General features: G+C 55.3%; 21 protein-coding genes and 1 tRNA gene. 15 read left to right on the forward strand and 7 right to left on the reverse strand.

Features of this window, described 5'->3' with window-relative positions; all coding sequences use genetic code 11:
- Positions 1-305: 305 nt before the first annotated feature.
- From proS to QZN75_RS01610, 3 genes are read right to left on the reverse strand one after another with little or no spacing between them, the layout of a single operon-like run.
- Positions 306-1,742 carry a proline--tRNA ligase gene (gene proS, locus QZN75_RS01600; RefSeq protein WP_292423909.1) on the reverse strand — a complete coding sequence of 479 codons (1,437 nt, stop codon included), beginning with the start codon at positions 1,740-1,742 and terminating at the stop codon, positions 306-308.
- 10 nt (positions 1,743-1,752) lie between these two features.
- Positions 1,753-2,346 carry a stage II sporulation protein M gene (locus QZN75_RS01605; RefSeq protein ID WP_292423912.1) on the reverse strand — a complete coding sequence of 198 codons (594 nt, stop codon included), beginning with the start codon at positions 2,344-2,346 and terminating at the stop codon, positions 1,753-1,755.
- Positions 2,339-3,205: a DUF63 family protein gene (locus QZN75_RS01610; protein ID WP_292423915.1), complete on the reverse strand. Its 867-nt coding sequence runs from the start codon at positions 3,203-3,205 to the stop codon at positions 2,339-2,341. The genes QZN75_RS01605 and QZN75_RS01610 overlap by 8 nt, the downstream gene beginning before the upstream one ends.
- An 11-nt stretch (positions 3,206-3,216) precedes the next feature.
- Here QZN75_RS01610 and QZN75_RS01615 point away from each other — a divergent pair, with 11 nt between their 5' ends.
- Both QZN75_RS01615 and QZN75_RS01620 read left to right on the forward strand, forming a co-directional pair.
- Positions 3,217-4,296, forward strand: coding sequence for an NAD(P)-dependent glycerol-1-phosphate dehydrogenase (locus QZN75_RS01615; protein WP_292423918.1), 1,080 nt, complete (start codon positions 3,217-3,219; stop codon positions 4,294-4,296).
- A gap of 32 nt (positions 4,297-4,328) precedes the next feature.
- Positions 4,329-4,775: a UPF0179 family protein gene (locus tag QZN75_RS01620; protein ID WP_292423921.1), complete on the forward strand. Its 447-nt coding sequence runs from the start codon at positions 4,329-4,331 to the stop codon at positions 4,773-4,775.
- Positions 4,776-4,793: 18 nt separating this feature from the next.
- On the opposite strand, the gene QZN75_RS01625 is transcribed toward QZN75_RS01620, so the two are convergent.
- Entirely contained in the window at positions 4,794-5,723 is a 930-nt protein-coding gene (locus QZN75_RS01625) for an ADP-ribosylglycohydrolase family protein (RefSeq protein ID WP_292423924.1), read from the reverse strand.
- Positions 5,724-5,779: 56 nt separating this feature from the next.
- Between QZN75_RS01625 and QZN75_RS01630 the strand changes: the two genes are divergently transcribed.
- The 11 genes from QZN75_RS01630 to QZN75_RS01680 all read left to right on the forward strand — a co-directional run bounded on the left by QZN75_RS01630 (position 5,780) and on the right by QZN75_RS01680 (position 14,814).
- Complete coding sequence (locus QZN75_RS01630) at positions 5,780-6,058, forward strand: UPF0058 family protein (RefSeq protein WP_292423927.1); 279 nt, start codon at positions 5,780-5,782, stop codon at positions 6,056-6,058.
- A gap of 5 nt (positions 6,059-6,063) precedes the next feature.
- On the forward strand, positions 6,064-7,644 hold the full coding sequence (locus tag QZN75_RS01635) for a tRNA uridine(34) 5-carboxymethylaminomethyl modification radical SAM/GNAT enzyme Elp3 (RefSeq protein WP_292423929.1): 1,581 nt from the start codon (positions 6,064-6,066) through the stop codon (positions 7,642-7,644).
- Complete coding sequence (gene priS, locus QZN75_RS01640; protein WP_292423933.1) at positions 7,641-8,768, forward strand: DNA primase catalytic subunit PriS; 1,128 nt, start codon at positions 7,641-7,643, stop codon at positions 8,766-8,768. The genes QZN75_RS01635 and priS overlap by 4 nt, the downstream gene beginning before the upstream one ends.
- A gap of 27 nt (positions 8,769-8,795) precedes the next feature.
- Positions 8,796-9,491 (forward strand): hypothetical protein, encoded by a 696-nt coding sequence (locus QZN75_RS01645; protein WP_292423935.1) that lies wholly within the window; start codon positions 8,796-8,798, stop codon positions 9,489-9,491.
- 275 nt (positions 9,492-9,766) lie between these two features.
- Positions 9,767-10,045, forward strand: a complete 279-nt coding sequence (locus QZN75_RS01650) for a 50S ribosomal protein L44e (RefSeq protein ID WP_292423937.1) — start codon at positions 9,767-9,769, stop codon at positions 10,043-10,045.
- Positions 10,046-10,050: 5 nt separating this feature from the next.
- On the forward strand, positions 10,051-10,239 hold the full coding sequence (locus QZN75_RS01655) for a 30S ribosomal protein S27e (protein WP_292423938.1): 189 nt from the start codon (positions 10,051-10,053) through the stop codon (positions 10,237-10,239).
- Positions 10,240-10,247: 8 nt separating this feature from the next.
- The gene (locus tag QZN75_RS01660; RefSeq protein ID WP_292423940.1) at positions 10,248-11,147 is read left to right on the forward strand and encodes a translation initiation factor IF-2 subunit alpha; all 900 of its coding nucleotides are present in this window, start codon (positions 10,248-10,250) and stop codon (positions 11,145-11,147) included.
- A complete protein-coding gene (locus QZN75_RS01665) occupies positions 11,144-11,902 on the forward strand; it encodes a proteasome assembly chaperone family protein (RefSeq protein ID WP_292423943.1) in 759 nt (252 codons plus the stop codon). The genes QZN75_RS01660 and QZN75_RS01665 overlap by 4 nt, the downstream gene beginning before the upstream one ends.
- A gap of 243 nt (positions 11,903-12,145) precedes the next feature.
- The gene (locus QZN75_RS01670) at positions 12,146-13,228 is read left to right on the forward strand and encodes an endonuclease Q family protein (protein ID WP_366652784.1); all 1,083 of its coding nucleotides are present in this window, start codon (positions 12,146-12,148) and stop codon (positions 13,226-13,228) included.
- Between the two features lie 223 nt (positions 13,229-13,451).
- Entirely contained in the window at positions 13,452-13,628 is a 177-nt protein-coding gene (locus tag QZN75_RS01675; protein WP_292423948.1) for a 4Fe-4S binding protein, read from the forward strand.
- The gene (locus QZN75_RS01680; RefSeq protein ID WP_292423951.1) at positions 13,618-14,814 is read left to right on the forward strand and encodes an NAD(P)/FAD-dependent oxidoreductase; all 1,197 of its coding nucleotides are present in this window, start codon (positions 13,618-13,620) and stop codon (positions 14,812-14,814) included. The genes QZN75_RS01675 and QZN75_RS01680 overlap by 11 nt, the downstream gene beginning before the upstream one ends.
- On the opposite strand, the gene QZN75_RS01685 is transcribed toward QZN75_RS01680, so the two are convergent.
- Positions 14,806-15,471 carry a TrkA family potassium uptake protein gene (locus QZN75_RS01685; protein ID WP_292423953.1) on the reverse strand — a complete coding sequence of 222 codons (666 nt, stop codon included), beginning with the start codon at positions 15,469-15,471 and terminating at the stop codon, positions 14,806-14,808. The genes QZN75_RS01680 and QZN75_RS01685 overlap by 9 nt on opposite strands.
- 55 nt (positions 15,472-15,526) lie before the next feature.
- Between QZN75_RS01685 and rnhB the strand changes: the two genes are divergently transcribed.
- Together rnhB and QZN75_RS01695 are read left to right on the forward strand one after the other, a co-directional pair.
- On the forward strand, positions 15,527-16,168 hold the full coding sequence (gene rnhB, locus QZN75_RS01690; protein WP_292423955.1) for a ribonuclease HII: 642 nt from the start codon (positions 15,527-15,529) through the stop codon (positions 16,166-16,168).
- A 74-nt stretch (positions 16,169-16,242) separates the two neighbouring features.
- Complete coding sequence (locus QZN75_RS01695) at positions 16,243-17,538, forward strand: site-2 protease family protein (protein WP_292423958.1); 1,296 nt, start codon at positions 16,243-16,245, stop codon at positions 17,536-17,538.
- Between the two features lie 495 nt (positions 17,539-18,033).
- On the opposite strand, the gene QZN75_RS01700 is transcribed toward QZN75_RS01695, so the two are convergent.
- Positions 18,034-18,891, reverse strand: coding sequence for an ARMT1-like domain-containing protein (locus QZN75_RS01700; protein WP_366652785.1), 858 nt, complete (start codon positions 18,889-18,891; stop codon positions 18,034-18,036).
- Positions 18,892-18,916: 25 nt separating this feature from the next.
- Positions 18,917-18,990 (reverse strand) — tRNA-Pro (locus QZN75_RS01705).
- Position 18,991: the final 1 nt, after the last annotated feature.

Consider the following 18,991-nt stretch of genomic DNA (forward strand, 5'->3'; position numbering starts at 1 on the left):
GTATTCTCTCATAACATTAACGCAGGTACACCGTTTTTTGATAAGAAAAACAGGATTGGTAGAAACGGACATAACCCGATCGGGTTCATACCGGAACAATGGAAATCGATATAGAAAATTTTAGGAGGGCTCCCCGTCTCAGGGCCTCTCCGAGGCACGGCGGAGTCCATCATAATAGGGGTTTGAGGGCGTTAGCCCCCATCAACTTGTTTGACGAGAACTGGATTTACCCACACAATTCAGCGAAGAACCTAAAATGAAGAATATTATCTATACTTCATGGCGGAACGGCAATTTTGGAAAATTCAGTATGTCCGCCCGACCAGTGTTGCCTTGCCCGGCTTCCCGCAGATGATACAGGGCCCGTCAGTTGCCTCGATGTAATCCGACCGGACATCAGTCCCGAGCAGGCTTGAGTTCGCCTTCTCTTCAATGGCATCGCCGCACCCCCGCTCCCGGCACCAGTGGACGACCACTACTTTCCCTGCATTGAGTGCAGAGTTTAAGGCATCCATCGAATCAACGGTGCACAGATGTGACTTCATGTGCTCCTCGGCTTTTTCCCGGATGTCTTCCGTGATCTCTCCAAGAACCCTGGTAACATCATCAGCTGCCGTTGCAAAGGAGATAGTGGTTTTACCGCCACACCGTTTTACCGCCATCGCTTTACCGGCATCAAGATCCCTTGGCCCGAGTTCGAGCCTGAGCGGGACGCCCCGGAGTTCCCACCAGTAGTATTTCGCTCCCGGCCGCATGTCCCGGGCATCCAGTTTCACCCGGAAACCGTTTGCTTCAAGATCGATTTTGAGTTTTTCCGCAGCGGCAATCACATCGTCGTGACGTTTTCCGATCGTGATTGGCACGATCACGGCCTGGAGCGTGGCGACCACCGGCGGGAGGATGAGTCCCTTATCATCGCCGTGCACGGAGATCAGTGCCGCGATGCAGCGCTCCGAGATCCCGTAGCAGGTCTGGAACGCGACCTTTTGCTCCCCGTTCTTGTCCTCGTACTGGATCGAGAATGTTCTGGAGAAGTGGTCGCCGAGGTGGTGGACGGTGCCGATCTGGAGGGTTTTGCCGTTTGGCATGATCGTGTCCACAGCGATCGTATAATCTGCGCCGGGGAACTTGTCCCAGTCGGGGCGTTTCGAGATAATGATCGGGATGCAGAGGCTCTGGTAAAACTCGCGGGTGAGCGCAATCTCGGATTCCACCTGCGCCTCCGCCTCGTCCCAGGTCGCATGCACCGTATGCGATTCCATGAACGAGGTGATCTCGCGGGCACGGATCATCGGGCGGGTCTGCTTGGTCTCATACCGGAAGGTGTTTACCACCTGGTAGATCTTTATCGGGAGATCTGCATGGGAACGTACCCAGAGGGCAAACATCGGGTAGATCGCCGTCTCGCTCGTGGGCCGGAGTGCCAGTTTCACGTCAAGGGGTGTTGTGCCGCCATGCGTTACCCAGTAGACCTCGTCCTCGAAACCCTTGATGTGCTCTGCCTCTTTCATGAACTCCTGCTCCGGGATGAGCAGGGGAAAGAGCGTTTCCTTGTGGTCCCGGTCAAGCAGTTCACGGAGGCGCTGATACACGAACTTGCGGATGGCAAATCCGTACGGGAACCAGACATAGAGCCCTTTTACCGGATAGCGGACGTCCATGATCTCCGCACGCCACAGAAGTTCGTTGTACCATTCGGAAAAATCCTGTTTTTTTGGCAGGGCGCCCGCATCCTCGTCCATCAAAAACCTCTTAAGCTACCAATTGTATGACCGCCGGCGTAATAAAAGCCTCGACCACTGCCGCTACTGCAATAAGGGGTAGCACGTACAGGAAAAAGATCCGGGCGAACCGTGCTGCATCGGCAGCCGTATCGGCCGCCCCATACCATTCGGCGATAAGCGACTGCGCCATCAGAATCCCGAGTGCCCCGGCGAGGATGAATGCGGGAATCTCGAAGACCCCGTGGGGGAGGAGGGCAGCGGCGATAAAGATCGCCGAATGGCCGTGGCTGATGATCTCGGTGACAGCTCCTATCACGATCCCGTTCAGGCTCATAATAAAGAGTGTGAGAATACCAAAGGATGCCCCTCCTAAAAAGAGCAGGATGCAGGCTTCGAGGTTGTTTGCAAAGAGCTTGGCGCACATATCGGCAGGGTCACTTACGGTGATCTGGCCGGCGACCTCTTTCTGGAAGATCTTGATCAGGTCGTCACCGATCGCCGGGTTATGTACCGTTCCGATCCATCCCACGCACATTGCGACAAAAAAGAGAAGGATCGTAAGGATGATAGCGTTGCCGAGCGGGGAATGGCCCGGGTTGTACGGTGCACCGGGATCAGACATAGAGTACCATCCGGATCATGTCGCGGATACCCGGGGCAAGGCCGACCACAATCATCGCGAGCAGTACCAGGTGCCAGAAAGCCGGGTTGGCCTCCTTACGATACATCTGCATAATGTAGATGGCCGGGAAAAGGACGACGAGCTTGAGCGGGAACATGACAAATGCGGTGCCGGTCATTTCAATAAGGTTTGAACCGACCACGTGTTGCTCGATATAGTGGACGGCCGGGTGGAAGGTGAGGCCGTAACTGGTGGCACTGGCATCCAACATCTGTCCGAAGATGAGGACGAGGTAGAGCGGATCGTTTACATATTCCCACGTGAGGATATACCGCATGCAAACCCATATCAGCACCGTTGCCGTGATCGCCATGAGCGGAATCACCGCAAGGATGAAGAGATCGACATGGGTGTGAGCCATGCCCCATGAGAGAAGAATCAGCGAGATAACAAAGACTGCTATGCAGCCGATTAACGCATAGAACAACAGGAAATCTTTGATCAGGCCGTTTTTCTTGAGCGTGCCCCCCACAAAGATCATGCCGAGTGTAAAAAAGAACAGCAGGAAATAGATCGGGGGGGTGACGATCAGGTACTGCCAGTCTCCCGTGACCATCCCGGCATCCTGGATAACACGGAGCACGCCGCCGAGCACCACGTACGGGAGCGTAGCAAGAATGAACGAGGAATCCAGTTTTATGCCATGCTCTGAAAGCCAGGCCGAATTCGAGAACCAGCGATACAACAAATACACGCCGATAATAAGGATGATCGCGTAGGTGAGCGTCTCGACAATATTATAGGGCTCGCCGTACTTGACGGGATCGATGTAGTATTTGTATATGAAATCACTAATCATTCATAAACCAGATGAGCCCGGATACTATAAAAGTACTCAAGGAAAAGGTCTTTGACAAGTCCAAGTGGATGCAGTTACCCCGGGATGTCGTAATCGGTCACGATGTCCTTGGCCAGATCATCCCGGTCTGCGAAGACCTCAAACTGGGCAGGTCTTCCCTCCTGATCTCCGGTAAGAGTACCATGGTGCGGGCAGGAAGGACCGTACAGGATCTGCTCTCCAGTACAGGGACGGTAAAAGTTTTCATTGCAGAAGAGATCAGCCCGAAGATCATCAGGGAAGCGGAGCGCGCCGCGCAGGGTGTGGACTTTGTAATCGGGGTCGGGGGGGGCCGAGTGATTGATACGGCAAAGATCGTGTCGTACAACATTGACCGGCAGTTTGTCTCCGTCCCGACTGCGGCATCTCATGATGGCATCGCATCAGCCCGGGCATCGGTGCCCACGGGGGAAGGCAATGTCTCCCTTGAGGCGCATCCCCCTCTGGCAATCATCGCGGATACCGGTATCATTGCATCCGCCCCGCACCGTCTCCTCGCGGCCGGCTGTGCTGATGTGATCTCCAATTATACCGCAATCCTCGACTGGGAACTGGCCCACCGGATCAAGGGCGAACCGATGAGCGAGTACGCGATTGCACTTTCTAAGATGACCGCGGAGATCCTCGTCAAAAATGCCGATCTCATCAAACCGCACCAGGAGCAGTCGGCGTGGTTTGTCACAAAAGCGCTCGTATCGAGCGGGGTCGCGATGAGCATCGCGGGATCGTCCCGGCCCGCGAGCGGCGGGGAGCACAAGTTCTCCCATGCTCTTGACCGGCTCGCCCCGGGAAAGGCGCTGCACGGGGAGAGCTGTGGCATTGGTACCATCATCTCGATGTACCTGCATGGCGGTGACTGGCGGGGGATCCGGCAGTCGCTTAAGACAATCGGCGCCCCGGTGACACCGGCGGATCTTGGTATCAGTGATGAGGTTGCAGTCGAGGCGCTCCTGATGGCAAAGACTATCCGCCCGGAACGCTTTACGATCTTTGATATGGGTATCACCAAAGAATCTGCGGAGAAACTCGTGCAGATGCTCTATTCAGAATAATCCTGTAGAACAACATTTATGGGAATTTTTCCATGGCAGATACAAAAACCAAAGTGACGCTTGTCGGGACCGTGCTGGCAAAACCCGGCGTTGAGTTCATCTATGAGGGGGAGTCCCCGGAGTGCGGGACCTGCAAAGTCAAGAAGGCGTGTAACAACCTGAACAAGGGCCACCGGTACCGGATTGTCACGGTCAGGAGCACCCATCACGAATGTGCCGTCCACTTCAACGGGGCAACAGCAGTCGAGGTGATGGACGCCCCCGTCACCATGCTTATCAGTGCTGACATGGCGATAGTCAACTCTAAAGTAAAGATAGATTTTTCCTGCAACAAGGCGGACTGCAAGAGCTACCCCCTCTGCCGGCCGGATGGGGTGGTTGACGGTGAAAAATACGTGGTTGCCGATGTGCTGGGCAATGCATCCGATATCTGCAGTAAAGGCCGGGCGCTTAAACTTGTTGAGATTAAACCCGTGTAATCGTTCCCGAAATCTCCCTCAATCAGGTGCGACTTTTTCTTCCCTGTGCTCATCCTGCCGTCCCTGCCAGAGCTTATCTGCCACCTTCAGGATCTCCGGATAACCCTCGAGGACGGTTGTCCACCGCGCCGGCACCGCATCGATCCCCCAGTATGCCCCGGCGAGTGCCCCGCAGCAGGCACCCACGGTATCCGCATCCCCTCCAAGATTTATTGCCGAGAGCATGGCGTTTTCGAACGTATGCGCATTCATAAAACAGGAGAGTGCCGCATGCGAACAGAGCACGGCGTCAAGCGAGGGATCGGGCCGGTACCGCTCGTAACTCCCGAGCAGGGCAAGGACCTCCGCGTTTCTGCACCGCGAGCGGGCGTGAACAAATGCCCGGGTCCGGGAAATCCCCCGGCACATATCGCTTGCCATCATGTTGAGCCACGCTGAGCAGTGGGCGGCGACCGGATCGTAGTGTGTCAGTCGGGAGCATGCGCAGCTCACCTCATACACCTGATCTGCAGGATAAAAGATCCCGAGAGGAAATCCCCGCATCACGCTCCCGTTGCTCCTGCTCCCGTTGCTCCTGCTCCCGTGATGGCGCCGGTGCACGAGCCACGCGGCACGATGCGGCGGGGTGCCGGAACGTACGAGAGTAAAAAATGCAGAAGAGGTTGGGCCGTACCATTCCGGGCGCTTTTCGTACCCGGAAAGCAACCGCTGTACAAGGTCCGACTGGTTAAATCCCCTGCATGCGAGAAGCGATTCCGCGACCGCAAGTGCCTGCAGTGTATCGTCCGTGTACTGGCCGGCGTTCCGGAAATGGCGCCCTCCGGGCCGCATATTTGTCACCCACGCTTCAGGCTGGGGAGATCCTTCCAAGGGCGCACCCAACGCGTCCCCAATTGCTAGTCCCGCAAGCAATCCCCATGGGTGAATGTATTCTCTTATAAATTTCACCAGTAAGGTATATCTGTCGCACAGAAAAAATAACTTTTCAGAGAGAAGGCGATAGTGTGCAAAAGGAAGAGTTACTACATCTGCATATGCTGATGGTACACATCAGGAAGTATTACGAGAACACTACGAATGAGGAAATTCCAACCGAACGCTATGAAGCTCTCGAAATATCACCGGTTCATATTCATAAAGATAAAAAAGCCCATAAGGATGCTCTTCTCACACTGGGCGAAGAGATCGTAACTCACATCAACGGACATCACCATGTGCATGTGGTGAACTATTCTCCTGAGATTGCAACAGCGCCGACACAGCAGGTCGCAGTCGAACATTAACTGTTATGGATGAGGCACTGGCATTACGGGAGATCATCTCCCGTCTCCTTTCCCTGCCTCCCGGTGACAGTGGGATCGTTGCCGTAAAAATTGACATCTGCCGGAAGTACCAGCTGAGTGCAGTTCCCAAGAACTCTGCGATCCTTGCGGCGGCAACTCCGGAGGAGCGGGAGACCCTGCGCAGGGTCCTGCTTGTCAAGCCGACCCGAACCCTGTCAGGTGTCGCACCGGTCGCAGTGATGACATCGCCGTACCCCTGCCCGCACGGCAAATGCCTGCCCTGTCCGGGCGGGCCGGCTCACCCGTTTGGTTCGCCGCAGAGCTACACTGGTGAGGAGCCGGCGGCAAAACGGGCCCGGGAGCACGGTTACGATCCGTTTGCCCAGGTCCACGCCCGGCTCGGGCAGTTCGAGACGCTGGGCCACCGGGTCGAGAAAGTGGAACTGATCGTCATGGGCGGAACGATGACCGCACGTCCCGTGGAGTACCAGGAGGAGTTTGTCGCCCGGTGCATCGAGGCGATGAACGAGTACCCCGGGGATACACCGGCGGCAGCATTGCCTTCCGTAGCAGCGGTCGAAGCGGCAAATGAGACTGCCAATGTCCGGTGCGTTGCGATCACATTCGAGACCCGACCGGACTGGTGTAAAAAAGAGCACATCGACCGGATGCTCGACCTCGGGGTCACGAAAGTGGAACTGGGCGTCCAGCATGTCGATGACGCGATCCTTGCCTTCAACCGCCGGGGCTGCACAGTGGCTGACACGGTCGAGGCAAACCGGCTCCTCCGGGATGCCGGGATCAAGGTCGGGTTCCATATGATGCCAAACCTGCCTCATTCGACGATTGCATCGGACAGGAAGATGTTCGGGACGATCTTCTCCGATTCCCGGTTCAAGCCGGATTTTTTGAAAATTTACCCGACGCTTGTCACCCCAGGTTCCGAGATCGAGAAACTCTGGGAACAAAAGAAGTATGCCCCGTACGATGAAGAGCAGCTTATCGACCTCATCGCCTACGCAAAATCGCTCATCCCGGAGTACACGCGGCTCTCGCGGGTACAGCGGGATATCCCGGCAAAGCTGATCGTGGCCGGGTCCCGGCACTCCAATTTCCGGCAGCTGGCAAAGAACCGTCTTACCGCGCAGGGCCTGCACTGCCGCTGCATCCGGTGCCGGGAGATCGGAAGACTGCCCTCTGATGTGGATGCTGAAATACAGGTGATCCAGTACGAGTGCTGCGGCGGGACCGAACATTTCATCTCTGCGGTCTCGGGGGACTCCCTCATCGGGTTTGCCCGGCTCCGGTTCCCGTCGTCTGAGTTCCGTTCCGAGCTTCATGGCGCCGCGCTCGTACGGGAACTTCATGTCTACGGGAGTCTGGTCCCGGTGGGTCTTGAAGCGGCAGAGTCCGAAGAGTGGCAGCACCGGAATTTCGGGCGGATCCTCCTTTCCCGTGCCGAGGAGATCGCAAAAGCCGCAGGGTTTGCGCGCGTCGCGATCATGAGCGGCATCGGTGTCCGGCCCTATTACCGGAGACAGGGATATGAACGCAGGGGGCCCTATATGGTAAAGGAGATGTCATGAACCCGGCAACCACGGAGTTTGTGCGGCAGCGGTTCACCGAGTATTACCGGAAGGCGATGCTGGTCTCCCCCTCATCGCTTGAGCAGCGGGAATGGGGTTTTGTCCTTTTCAATCCCGGCGCTGCCGAGATGCGGATGCGCCGGCACATTGCATTTACCGATCGTGCGGAGCTCTTCGATTATATCAAAAACCTCGTCCCTTCGCATATCTATTATTCGAGCGCCTACTACGAGAAACCGGATGCGCCCACCATGGGTGAAAAGGGCTGGTGCGGAGCCGACCTGATCTTCGACCTTGACGCGGATCACATCGTCAAGGGGCCCTACGACCAGATGCTTGCCCGGGTCAAGACCGAGACAGAAAAACTGCTGGCCATGCTCACCGGAGAACTGGGGGTCGATCCAAAGCAGATCGAACTGGTCTTTTCGGGAGGACGGGGATACCACGTGCACATCAAAGACCTTGCCTTCCGCGGGTGGGGGAGCGCCGAGCGGCGGGAACTGGTCGATTACATCTGCGGTATCGGGCTCGATCCCTCGGTCCTGCTTACCGGGCCGGTCTCCTCGCCCGGGTGGCCGGCACGGTTCCGCGAGGCGCTCATTGAGTACCTCAACTGGCTTGGCAGCCAGAGCGAAGAAGAAGCGATGATGTATCTTACCGCGCTTGATGGCGTTGGTAAAGAGTCGGCGGCCGGGCTCCTGAAAAAGCGCACAGAGATGATCGCCGGACTCAGCGGGCAGGTCGATCCCACGATTCTCAAGGACAGGGTCATAAAAGCGGTCGTGCACGAAACCGAAGGGGAGTTCCGGAAGCGGTTAAACTACCGGGCAGCGCTTGCAGATGAGCCGGTCACGACCGACACGAAGCGCCTGATCCGGATGCCGACCTCCCTTCATGGCGGCAGCGGGATGCGGGTGCAGCCGCTTGAAGTGCGGGACCTTCATGAGTTTGACCCGCTTGTGGATGCCGTGGTCTTTTCGACCCGTGAGGTTAAGGTCGACTCGCGGTTCCCGCTTGCCATGCCCATGCTTGGAAGCACTTATCAGATCCAAAAAGGGATCTCTACAGTACCTGAGGCTGTGGCAGTCTTCCTCTGCTGCCGCGGCATCGCGGAAATTGCATAAAAGAATAATCACCTTCGGGTACCTGCCATGGGATTTGATGATCTGCGCAGCATCCTGCTCTCCGAACGCGAAACCGGCAAACTCCTCCAGATAGCCCCGGATATCTTCGATCGCACCCACGCGGAGATTGCAGAACTCTTAAAAAAAGTCTATGCGATTGAGGACCCGCTGTCCGATGAGGCGCGGGCGCTCATAGAAGAGACCATCGCGATGAAGGAGACCATGCACGAGCTCTTCGCCATCCGCTCGCGCAAGATCCTCGCACTTGCCCTCATGCACGCGGAGGGCAATTACTATGACCGGGAGGAGGTCAAAAGGATGATCCCCGCCGAGCACGGGATGTTCGACCGGGTTGCCGCCGGGCTTGAGGAATGCCAGGGTGTCCTGCTCCATAACGCAAAACAGCCGCTCGTGCCGGTTCCCCCGGCGGTTCCTGCCGGCATGGACGCTCTGGAGGATGAAGGGGACGCGGCATATGAAGAAGTCCCTGCGGCAGCGGAGGGACCAGGGCTGTCATCCCCGGCCCTGTCGTCCGCTGCACCAACCCTCACCCCGCCGTATATGCTCGTGCGGGTGCTCGGGGATATGGATTCGTTTATGGGTGTTGACGGGAGGATCTACACTCTTCTAAAAGGCGATATCGTGACCCTCCCCGAGAGGAATGCCTCTGTCTTGAGCGACCGGAACATTGTTGTCGCGCTCCCCCTCCCAACCTGCAAATAACCGGGATCTTTGGTGGGGTCTCTTTTGTATTGTGCTTCCTTGGGCAGCGGGTTTTTCCGGAGGTGGCACACCCTGTTAACCGGGCAGTTCCTCACCATCCTAATCTTTTTATGATCCCGGCACTAAAACTTTACACTCTTCGCCACGATGAGAATTACTAAAAGACCGGGACGGTGGCAGTACTTTGTACTGCCGGCGGCACCCATATCTTAAATATGAACCTTAGTAAATAATACTGGGATTCAATATCAGAGCATACATTCGGTGAAAACATCATGAAGATGCCAGTGAAATTCAAAACTTACTGTCCTTTTTGCAGAAGTCACCAGATCCACGAAGTGGAGAAGGTCAAGAAGAGCAAGACGACCGGCCTCCACTGGATTGACCGCCAGAAGGCACGGAGAGGCAAAGTGGGCAACATGGGAAAATTCTCGAAGGTCCCGGGTGGCGACAAGCCCACAAAGAAGATCAATGTCCGGTACCGCTGCACAACCTGCGGGAAGGCGCACCTGAGAAAAGGCTACCGGGTTGCCAAGTTCGAATTGACGGAGTGAGAAACATGGTACGTGAAGCACGGGCAAACCGGAGCAGCTTTTTAAAAGTAAAGTGCCCGGACTGCGATAATGAGCAGACGATCTTCTCCAAGGCAAGCACGACAGTCAAGTGTGTTGTCTGTGGACGCGATCTTGCGACCCCCTCGGGCGGAAAGGCGAACTTAAAGGCTGAGATTATCTCAGAGTTCAAGTGAGCCGTTCCATGCCGGAAAGAGACAGGGAGTGGCCACAGGAATCGGAACTGGTAGTCTGTACCGTAGAAAATGTCAAGGATTTCGTCGCATTCGTATCGCTTGACGAGTATGGTGGCAGGCAGGGGCTCATCCCCATCTCTGAAATTGCAACCGGCTGGATCAAGTATATCCGTGACCACATCCGGGAGGGCCAGAAGATTGTCTGCAAGGTCCTCAACGTTGACCGGAGCAGGGGTCACATCGATCTTTCCAAAAAGGACGTCAACGAGCACCAGCGCCGCGAAAAGATCCGCGAGTGGAAAAATGAGTCCAAGGCGCGGAAGTGGATCGGGTTTGTTGCAGAGCAATCCAGCGAACCTGCCAAGGCTATAGAAGATGCAATCTTCGATAACTACGGTGAGTTATACGCGGTCTTTGAGGATATCGTCACTGACAGCGATGCAACGGTCAAAAAACTGGGGCTCTCAAAAAAAGCGAGCGAAGCGCTGGTGCATATCGCCCACGAGAGTGTCAAGATCCCACGAGTCGAGGTGACCGGCCAGCTGGTGCTTATGTCCGCAGAACCCGATGGCGTGACGGTCATACGCAATGCCTTAAAAAAGGCGAGCGAATCAAAGACTGCCGGGGCAGATATCGATCTGTTGTACGTGGGTGCGCCGACCTATCGGATCAAGGTAACGGCATCCGATTACAAGAAAGCGGAAAAAGCGCTTGANNAAAAAACCCAAGTCCGGGAAGAGTCAATGAGCGGGAAAATCCGTCGCTGCGGCGCAGACAATACCTATACCCTTTCTCTATTGTGCCCCGTGTGCGGCGGGCCGACATCGATCGCCCACCCTGGACGGTTTTCGGTTCAGGATCATTTTGGTAAATACCGCAGGATGGCAAAACAGGAGGCTGATGTATGATCGATGACATCAGCATCAGGTATCTTGATACGTTCACGGATAAAAATCTCACAAACCCGGTCCTTATCGGGGGGCTGCCCGGCATCGGGCAGGTGGGAAAGCTCGTCGCCGAGTACATGATCCACATGCTGGGCGCAGAAAAGATCGGGGAGATCCACTCGATTTACCTGCCCCCGCAGGTCATCATCGAGGAAAATGGCGTTGCCCGGCTGCCGCGAAATGAGATCTACCTGTACAAGGCAGAGGACCGGCATATTGTTTTTCTCGTGGGTGATTTTCAGAGCACCTCAAACGAGGGGCACTATCTCATGACTGATGCGTATCTCGATATTGCGGCCGAACTTGGAGTAAAACGGATTTACACGCTCGGGGGGTTCGGTGTCGGGCACCTGGTCAACGCACCCCGGGTCCTTGGCGCCACCAACCATGAGGAATTAAAAGCGGAGATCGACGCGGCGGGCGTGACGTTTGACCGCGACGAGCCGGGTGGGGGGATCATCGGCGCCGCTGGGCTTCTCCTCGGCATGGGGGGGGTGCGGGGAATCGATGCGGTCTGCCTTATGGGCGAGACGAGCGGGTATATTGTCGACCCGATGAGTGCGGCAAGCGTCCTCGCCGTTCTCTCGAAACTCATCGCGGTGCCGGTCGATCCGACCCAGCTCAATGACCGCGCAGCCGAGATGGAGAAAGTCGTTCAGGGTCTTTTAGAAAGCGAGAAGATGCAGCGGGACGAAGAACTGAGTTACATTGGATAACTGCCCGATCTTAAACCGGGAATCGTTTTTACTGGTCCACCCGATGACAGTCCTGCCAGGAGGAGGATCCTCTTTTGTTGTTCAGCCTGTTAAATGAAGAGAGATGATATTTTTCTGTTCCGAGAAAGCCCGCCGAAACTCACGACAGGCTTGATTCCCTGCTCCCTTATATCCTTAAAAGGTGCAATCAGAAAGGTGTCCATGCTCGCAAATGCAGATTTGCACATTCACTCCCCATACTCCATGGCAGTATCGGGCGCGATGCATCCCAAAAACCTGTTATCTGTCTCTGTAACAAAGGGACTCCACGTTCTCGGCACCGGTGACGCCCTGCACCCGGCCTGGCAGAAAGAATGGGAACCGTTTCTTTCAAACGAGGCCGGCATCTGTGTTGTCCCGACCGGTGAGGTCGAAGACGAGCACCGGGTCCACCACCTGATCCTTGCCGAAGATTTCGGGCAGTTTACACAACTCCGCGAGCTGCTCAAATCACACAGCAAAAGCATCAGCACAAACGGGCGCCCGCACGTATACCTTTCGGGAGAAGAGATCGCAAAGAGGGCGCACGAGGTCGGGGCCCTTGTCGGCCCGGCCCACGCATTCACGCCGTGGACCGCGCTCTTTGCGTACCATGATTCGGTTGCCAGTTGTTATGGCAGCGAAAAGATCGATTTCGTGGAACTGGGGCTCTCTGCAGACACCTCGTACGGCGCGGGCATCCCGGATTTTGCCGGCGTTCCTTTTCTCTCAAATTCGGATGCCCACAGCCCGCAGCCGGAGAAGATCGGCCGCGAGTTCAACCGGATCCGGCTCAACGGGAATCTCTCTGTACGGTGCGTGTTCGACAGCATCCGGGCCGGCGCCATTGAGGCAAACGCAGGCTTTTTCCCGGAAGAAGGAAAATACAACCGCACCGCCTGCGTCCGCTGCTTTACCCAGTATTCACGAGAGGAGGCACAGCAGCACAACTGGCGTTGCCCCGCTGATGGCGGTCTGATCAAGAAGGGCGTGTACGACCGTGCCGGGGAACTTTCACGTGGCACCCCCGGGTCGCGCCCGCCGTACCTCCACCTCGTCCCGCTCGGGCAGATTATCCAGACCGTGGAAGGCGTCTCGTCACCGGGTACGAAAAAATGCCGTGCGATATACGACGCGTTCATCGTGACGTTCGGAAACGAGATCGATATACTTGTCACCGTCCCGGTTTCTGAAATCCGGGCGGTACACCCGAAGGTTGCATCCGCCATTGAAGCCCTCCGGGAAAACCGCGTCACCTTGCATCCGGGTGGTGGCGGAAAATACGGCACGTTTTCCTTAATTCCCTAATCCCCATGCTATTGGCATAACCTGGATTTTGTTCATTGTTTACAGAGAACTTCATTCCACTTTTTCTGCTTTTAATCCGAATTAAAAAAGATGATGGAGGGGATGTCCATTCCCTGTCGAAACTGAGGATCCCTTCTTACGGGAAGTGGAACCGGAAAAGATCCGCATGCCCGGTTTTTTAAGCCGTAAAGATTAATGAAACCAGCCTCCAACATATAAACGAATGCTCAAAGTACACAGGGATATCTGCGGGTATTGTGGATGCTGTGTGTCAGTTTGCCCTGAAGGTGCACTTGAACTGATCGACGCATACCTTTCTGTTGAAGAGAACTGTACGAGCTGCGGTATCTGCGCCAAGGTCTGTCCGCTTGGTGCACTGGAGGTCGTGCATGAAAAATAATTACGATGTTTTGATCATCGGCGGTGGCCCGGCCGGGGCCCTTGCTGCCCGGACGGCTGCAGAAAAAGGACTCTCTGCCTGCCTTGTCGAGAAACGCCCGGCAATTGGCGCTCCGGTCCGCTGTGCGGAAGGGATCGGGAAGGAAGCGCTTACCGGGTTTATCGAGCCCGATCCCTGCTGGATCTCTGCGGAGATGAGCGGCGCCGTCATTGTCGCCCCCGACGGTTTTGAGATGTCGCTTGAGTCATCCATGGCCGGTTCAAAAGTCGGATATATTCTCGACCGCAAGGTCTTTGACCGGGAACTGGTCTGGCAGGCGGCAGAAGCCGGGGCAGATGTCTTTGTCAAGACTCGTGCTTCGGCACCGCTGATACACGAAGGCCGGGTAAAAGGCGCGCAGCTTGAGTCCTGCGGGAATGTTACAAAGGTCAATGCAGATGTCGTCATTGCAGCAGACGGCGTCGAGTCGAAGTTTGGCAAATGGTGCGGTATCGATACGACGGTCCCGGTCCGCGAGATCATGAGTTCGGTCCAGTACGTCATGACCGATATTGACATCAATCCACATGCCACGATCTTCTACCTCGGTAACGAGATCGCACCTGAAGGATACCTGTGGGTATTCCCCAAAGGCAGGAGGGCGGCTAATGTCGGTATCGGCATCTCCGGCAGGAAGAGCGGTAAGGGGCACCGGGCAAAGGATTATCTCGATAAATTCGTGAAGCAGAAATTCCCTCATGGGAAAACCATCGAATGCATTGTCGGCGGCGTCTCGGTCTGCCGCCCGCTGGACTGCACGGTTGCCGACGGCCTGATGCTAATCGGTGACGCGGCACGTGTTGTCGATCCGCTCACGGGTGGTGGCATCTACAACGCAATGTACACTGGCAGGCTTGCGGCAGAAGTCGCGGCAGACTGCATTGCAAAAGGCGATGTCTCCAAGAAAGCGCTCATGACCTATGATAAGGCATGGCGTGCCTCAAAGATGGGAAAGGGCATCGAGCGCAACTATCTCATCAAGGAATACCTAATCAAGCAGTCAGACGAAAAACTTAACACGATCGTCCACTCTGTTTCAAAGCTGGACTTAAAGGAGTTCTCCACGCTTATGTTGATAAAAGAGTTATTGAAGGCCAATCCGAAACTGCTCGTGGAGCTCGGGGCGCTTGCCGCCTCACTACGCTGATTTTTTTAACTGTTTGTTGAGGAGACGCAGGCAGTCGTCCTCAGCCTCTTTTTTGGTAAAGACTGTGAAGATATCGCCGGGCTGGATCCGCACGTTTCCGCTGGGGATAATCAGCGTGCCGCCTTCCCTGCGTATGGCAATGAAGACAAAGTCCTTGACCTTTAGTTCCCGTATCTCGTGGCCGACGATGGGGGCATTCTCCTCTGCCACGATCTCAAAGATGCTGCCGCCGGGGATCGAGGCGAGCTGCTGGAGCTTGGGGTTCTCGGTCCAGTAATAGAGGCGCGAGGCCACGAGATCGTCCGGGTTCTCGCTGATCCGGACACCGACTTCCTTAAAAAATTCCGAGTGGGCCGTCTGGTTGACGATCGCGACCACGTTTGGCACGTGGAAGCGTTTTGCAAGCCAGCAGGTCATGAGGTTGACAGAATCGTCGCTTGTCGTGGCAACAAACGCATCGGTCCGGTCGATGCCAGCCTCTTCAAGCGTGGACTTGTCGGTAGCGTTACCGGTGATTGCGAGGATATCGTAGTGCTCTAAAATCTCGCTGCACCGGGCTTCTTCCTGATCGATGACAACAACGTTGTTGCCATGTTCGACCGCCTGCCTGACAAGGCTGCGTCCGATGCCGCCAAGCCCCACGATGATGATATACATGACTACCGGTTACCATCATCGCCATTGAAATAATTTGCGCATAAACCTATCTTTCGTGATCTGCGGGGTCGACGAAGCCGGGAAAGGATCGGTGCTGGGGCCGATGGTGGTCGCTGCGGTAGGGGCGCGATCCGCAGATGTCTTCTTTGATCTCGGTGTGAAGGATTCAAAGCAACTCACGCTGGCAGAACGGGAACGGCTCTTTCCCCTCATAAAAAAACGGTGCAGGGTTGCAACGGTCGTAATCCCCGCAGAGGAGATCGATGCCATCCGGCGCGAGATGACCATGAATGCCTGTGTTGCTCAGGCACACGCACAGGTGATCCAAAAACTTGCGCCTGATACCGCGTATGTCGACGCGTGCGATGTCAACCCGATCCGGTACGCGGAAACGGTCCGGAGTCATCTTGACATCACATGCGAGATCGTATCGGAGCACCATGCGGATGATACCTACCCGATTGTCTCGGCTGCAAGTATTATCGCGAAAGTCACCCGTGACCGGGAAATTGTTAAACTTGCAAAGAAGTACGGGGAGATAGGAAGCGGGTACCCGTCCGATCCGATCACCGTTGCGTACCTCTCCACATATATTGACGAGCACCGTGTCCCTCCGCCGATCGCCCGAAAGAGCTGGAAGACCGTGAGTAATATGATGGGGAAAAAATCCCAGAGCAGTTTGTCGGCGTTTTTCTAGGGAGTTAACCCTCCGTCCTCGTGTGGCGGCCATCCACCATCTCTTTATGTGGTTCCCCAGTCCAACTGATATGGATGGATTGGATCCTTATCCTGATTGCCCTTGTGGCCATCTACGCCATCGCTGCATATTATATTCATTCCCGGAAACTCTGGGCCGACCATATTGTGTTCTACGGCCCGATCATGGCGATCAAGACCAACCGGGTCAAATTTTTCGATAAATTTACCGCACTGCGTACATTTTTTAGGATCTACGGGACGATCGGGGTCATCGCGGTTATCCTCGTTTCGGTCTTTATCACTGTGATGCTCTTCCTCTCGGTCCGGTACACGCTTATGATCAGGCCCGAGCCAACCGGCATCTATGAGCCCCAGAATATCTTCCTGCTTCCCGGCATCAACGATTACGTCCCCTCCACGTTTGCGGTCTGGCTTGCATTTATTATCACGATTGTGATCCACGAGTTCGGGCACGCGATCCTCTGCCGGGTGGAGGATATCAAGGTCAAGGGCATGGGAGTGCTCCTCGCTGTGATCCCAATCGGGTTCTTTGTTGAGCCTGACGATGCAGAACTCGAACAGAAAAAAGGGATGCCCAAGGTGCGGATGTTCGGCGCCGGGATCACCAACAACCTTGTCGTTGGTTTCTGCTGCTTTGTGCTGCTGATCCTGATGTTTGGCATGGTGGTGCCGGAAACCCAGCCGGCGATCAACGGGATCTACAAAGGGTATCCTGCTGATAACGCGAGTGTGCCACAGGGTTCGGTGGTGACGGCAATCAATGGGGAACCGGTTGCCAGCCGGGCGGATGTGTCTGCGATCCTCAATACCACAAAACCGGGGGACACGATCTCCCTGACTACTACAAAAGACGGTATTGCCACCGATTACAAACTCACGCTTGCCGCGTGGCCGGCGGAGTACAGCAGCAACCAGACGAGCGGGTTCATGGGGGTCGAGTACTACGATGGTGTGGCCGTAAAGACAGCAGTCGGGACGATGCTCTCACCAATCGGGTTCCTGCAATTTTTGATCGTTCCCTTTGCCAGTGGTGATGGATCGCAGTACCTCCGCATCCTCGCGTTCGATACACCGGATACTTCGTATTACCAGGCACCCTTTGCCGGGTTCTGGGGTTTGATCCACCTCCTCTTCTGGTGTGCGTGGATCAATATCAACGTGGGGATCTTCAACGCGCTTCCCATGGTCCCGCTTGACGGGGGATACATCTTCAAGGAGGGCGTCGACCGGCTGCTCGACCGGCGCGGGCTCATAAAATATTCCGGATATGTGGTGGGGGCGGTCAGCTATGTGATGATCGTGGCACTGATATCGCTGATTACGCTGCCGTATTTGCTGCATATGTGAGGGGAACGGAACAAATTTGGGAATTGACCTAAATAATAAAAAATAGGCTCTGTTGAAATCCTCATAAAACATTGAACACCCGTTGGTTTTTGAGGAAACGATCGATGGAAAAAATGATACATTTCAATGTGATTTTCTCAACCTGCTGTCGGTAAGATCGAGAACAGATGGTCTCTCCAAACAACCTTTTCAGGATCAAAAAAACAGTTTCGGCCATAGTCCTATGGCTGCAGGTTTTTACATCGAATGAGCTGGCCATGATTTATCGGTATTTGCCAGAAACACATGAGGCATGCCAGTCACGGACAGGGGTCATTGATTGAGATTCCAGGCCCTCATGGATCAACTGATGAGTACGGTCAGAATCGTATGCTTTATCCATGACGTAGCAGGTTGATTTTTTCACCCGATACGATGCACGAAGTACGATGTGAGCGATTTGTAAATCGTGGCATCGACTATGTGTGACATGAAACGATAGCAGGCCCGGGAGACTTATACCCGGAGCAACGCGATCTTGGAACCGACCGGGACACCTGAAGCATCAGCAACCGGCTGGCATTTTACCGCCATCAGGTACGCGATGGGGGGGAGATCGTTTCGCTCAAAGAGGGATTCGAAATTTGCCATGCCCTTTGCGATGATCAGCGTGCAGCGGGATATGGCATCCGAAAGGACCGGCGGTGTTTCTTCCAGGCAGAGTCCGATCTCGGCGCCATCGCAGTTTGTGGTGAGGCAGTCGACGATGCGATCCAGCCCGAGCATTTTTGCATCCTCAAGGGTCGCATCGTTGAGCATCGGCCGGGCTTTGACCGCGAGCGTGACGTGGGACCCACGGGATTTCAGGAACTGGATCAGGAGCCGGTCAAAGACGATTTCCCCGCAGTTGTCGCTTAAGTAGACAACCCGTGACGCCAGATGGAGGATCCGGTCCGTATCGTCAATGACCAGTCCTTTCTTGAATTCATCCTGAAAAAACGCGGAAAAGTTGCTGGTGACGGTATGCCCCTTGACACCGTAATCAAAGGTATTACCGATGACTGCGGCAAGCACATAGTCCCGGAATGTTACAAGAGTCGGGCGTACCTCTTTGCAGACTGCGATCGATTCGGCATTTCCCTGATCCTTGAGATCACGAAACGGATCGGGGTTTTTGAGCAGTTCGTATGCTCGGCGGTGGATACGGCTTGCGATCTGCGGGTGGCTTAACGGTAAGTCTTTGAGCGCAAAAAGAAGATTGCGGCAGGAATCAGTTGTCTGCTGTGTCGTTTTGGGATCGGCCCTGGCAAGCCCGCATTCGAGTTTCACCCGGGAGATCAGGCAGTCAACACAGGTATCGGTAATCTTCACCATCAGACCCCGTAAAAAAACAACGAAATGGGGCCATCGCGATTTGAACGCGAGTCAGAAGACCCCCAGTCTCCTAGGATGGCCAGGCTACCCTATGGCCCCG

Origin of the sequence: Methanoregula sp. (assembly GCF_003170075.1) — an archaeon.
Lineage (GTDB): Archaea > Halobacteriota > Methanomicrobia > Methanomicrobiales > Methanospirillaceae > Methanoregula.

Bases quoted from the DNA above. Each gene is read 5' to 3' on its own strand.
- QZN75_RS01615 (WP_292423918.1), top strand. From the start codon at position 3,217: ATGAGCCCGGATACTATAAAAGTACTCAAGGAAAAGGTCTTTGACAAG.
- QZN75_RS01635 (WP_292423929.1), top strand. From the start codon at position 6,064: ATGGATGAGGCACTGGCATTACGGGAGATCATCTCCCGTCTCCTTTCC.
- QZN75_RS01620 (WP_292423921.1), top strand. From the start codon at position 4,329: ATGGCAGATACAAAAACCAAAGTGACGCTTGTCGGGACCGTGCTGGCA.
- priS (WP_292423933.1), top strand. From the start codon at position 7,641: ATGAACCCGGCAACCACGGAGTTTGTGCGGCAGCGGTTCACCGAGTAT.
- QZN75_RS01670 (WP_366652784.1), top strand. From the start codon at position 12,146: ATGGCAGTATCGGGCGCGATGCATCCCAAAAACCTGTTATCTGTCTCT.
- QZN75_RS01665 (WP_292423943.1), top strand. From the start codon at position 11,144: ATGATCGATGACATCAGCATCAGGTATCTTGATACGTTCACGGATAAA.
- QZN75_RS01675 (WP_292423948.1), top strand. From the start codon at position 13,452: ATGCTCAAAGTACACAGGGATATCTGCGGGTATTGTGGATGCTGTGTG.
- QZN75_RS01645 (WP_292423935.1), top strand. From the start codon at position 8,796: ATGGGATTTGATGATCTGCGCAGCATCCTGCTCTCCGAACGCGAAACC.
- QZN75_RS01700 (WP_366652785.1), bottom strand. From the start codon at position 18,891: ATGGTGAAGATTACCGATACCTGTGTTGACTGCCTGATCTCCCGGGTG.
- proS (WP_292423909.1), bottom strand. From the start codon at position 1,742: ATGGACGAGGATGCGGGCGCCCTGCCAAAAAAACAGGATTTTTCCGAA.
- QZN75_RS01695 (WP_292423958.1), top strand. From the start codon at position 16,243: ATGGATTGGATCCTTATCCTGATTGCCCTTGTGGCCATCTACGCCATC.
- QZN75_RS01650 (WP_292423937.1), top strand. From the start codon at position 9,767: ATGAAGATGCCAGTGAAATTCAAAACTTACTGTCCTTTTTGCAGAAGT.
- QZN75_RS01605 (WP_292423912.1), bottom strand. From the start codon at position 2,346: ATGTCTGATCCCGGTGCACCGTACAACCCGGGCCATTCCCCGCTCGGC.
- QZN75_RS01610 (WP_292423915.1), bottom strand. From the start codon at position 3,205: ATGATTAGTGATTTCATATACAAATACTACATCGATCCCGTCAAGTAC.
- QZN75_RS01655 (WP_292423938.1), top strand. From the start codon at position 10,051: ATGGTACGTGAAGCACGGGCAAACCGGAGCAGCTTTTTAAAAGTAAAG.
- QZN75_RS01685 (WP_292423953.1), bottom strand. From the start codon at position 15,471: ATGTATATCATCATCGTGGGGCTTGGCGGCATCGGACGCAGCCTTGTC.
- QZN75_RS01680 (WP_292423951.1), top strand. From the start codon at position 13,618: ATGAAAAATAATTACGATGTTTTGATCATCGGCGGTGGCCCGGCCGGG.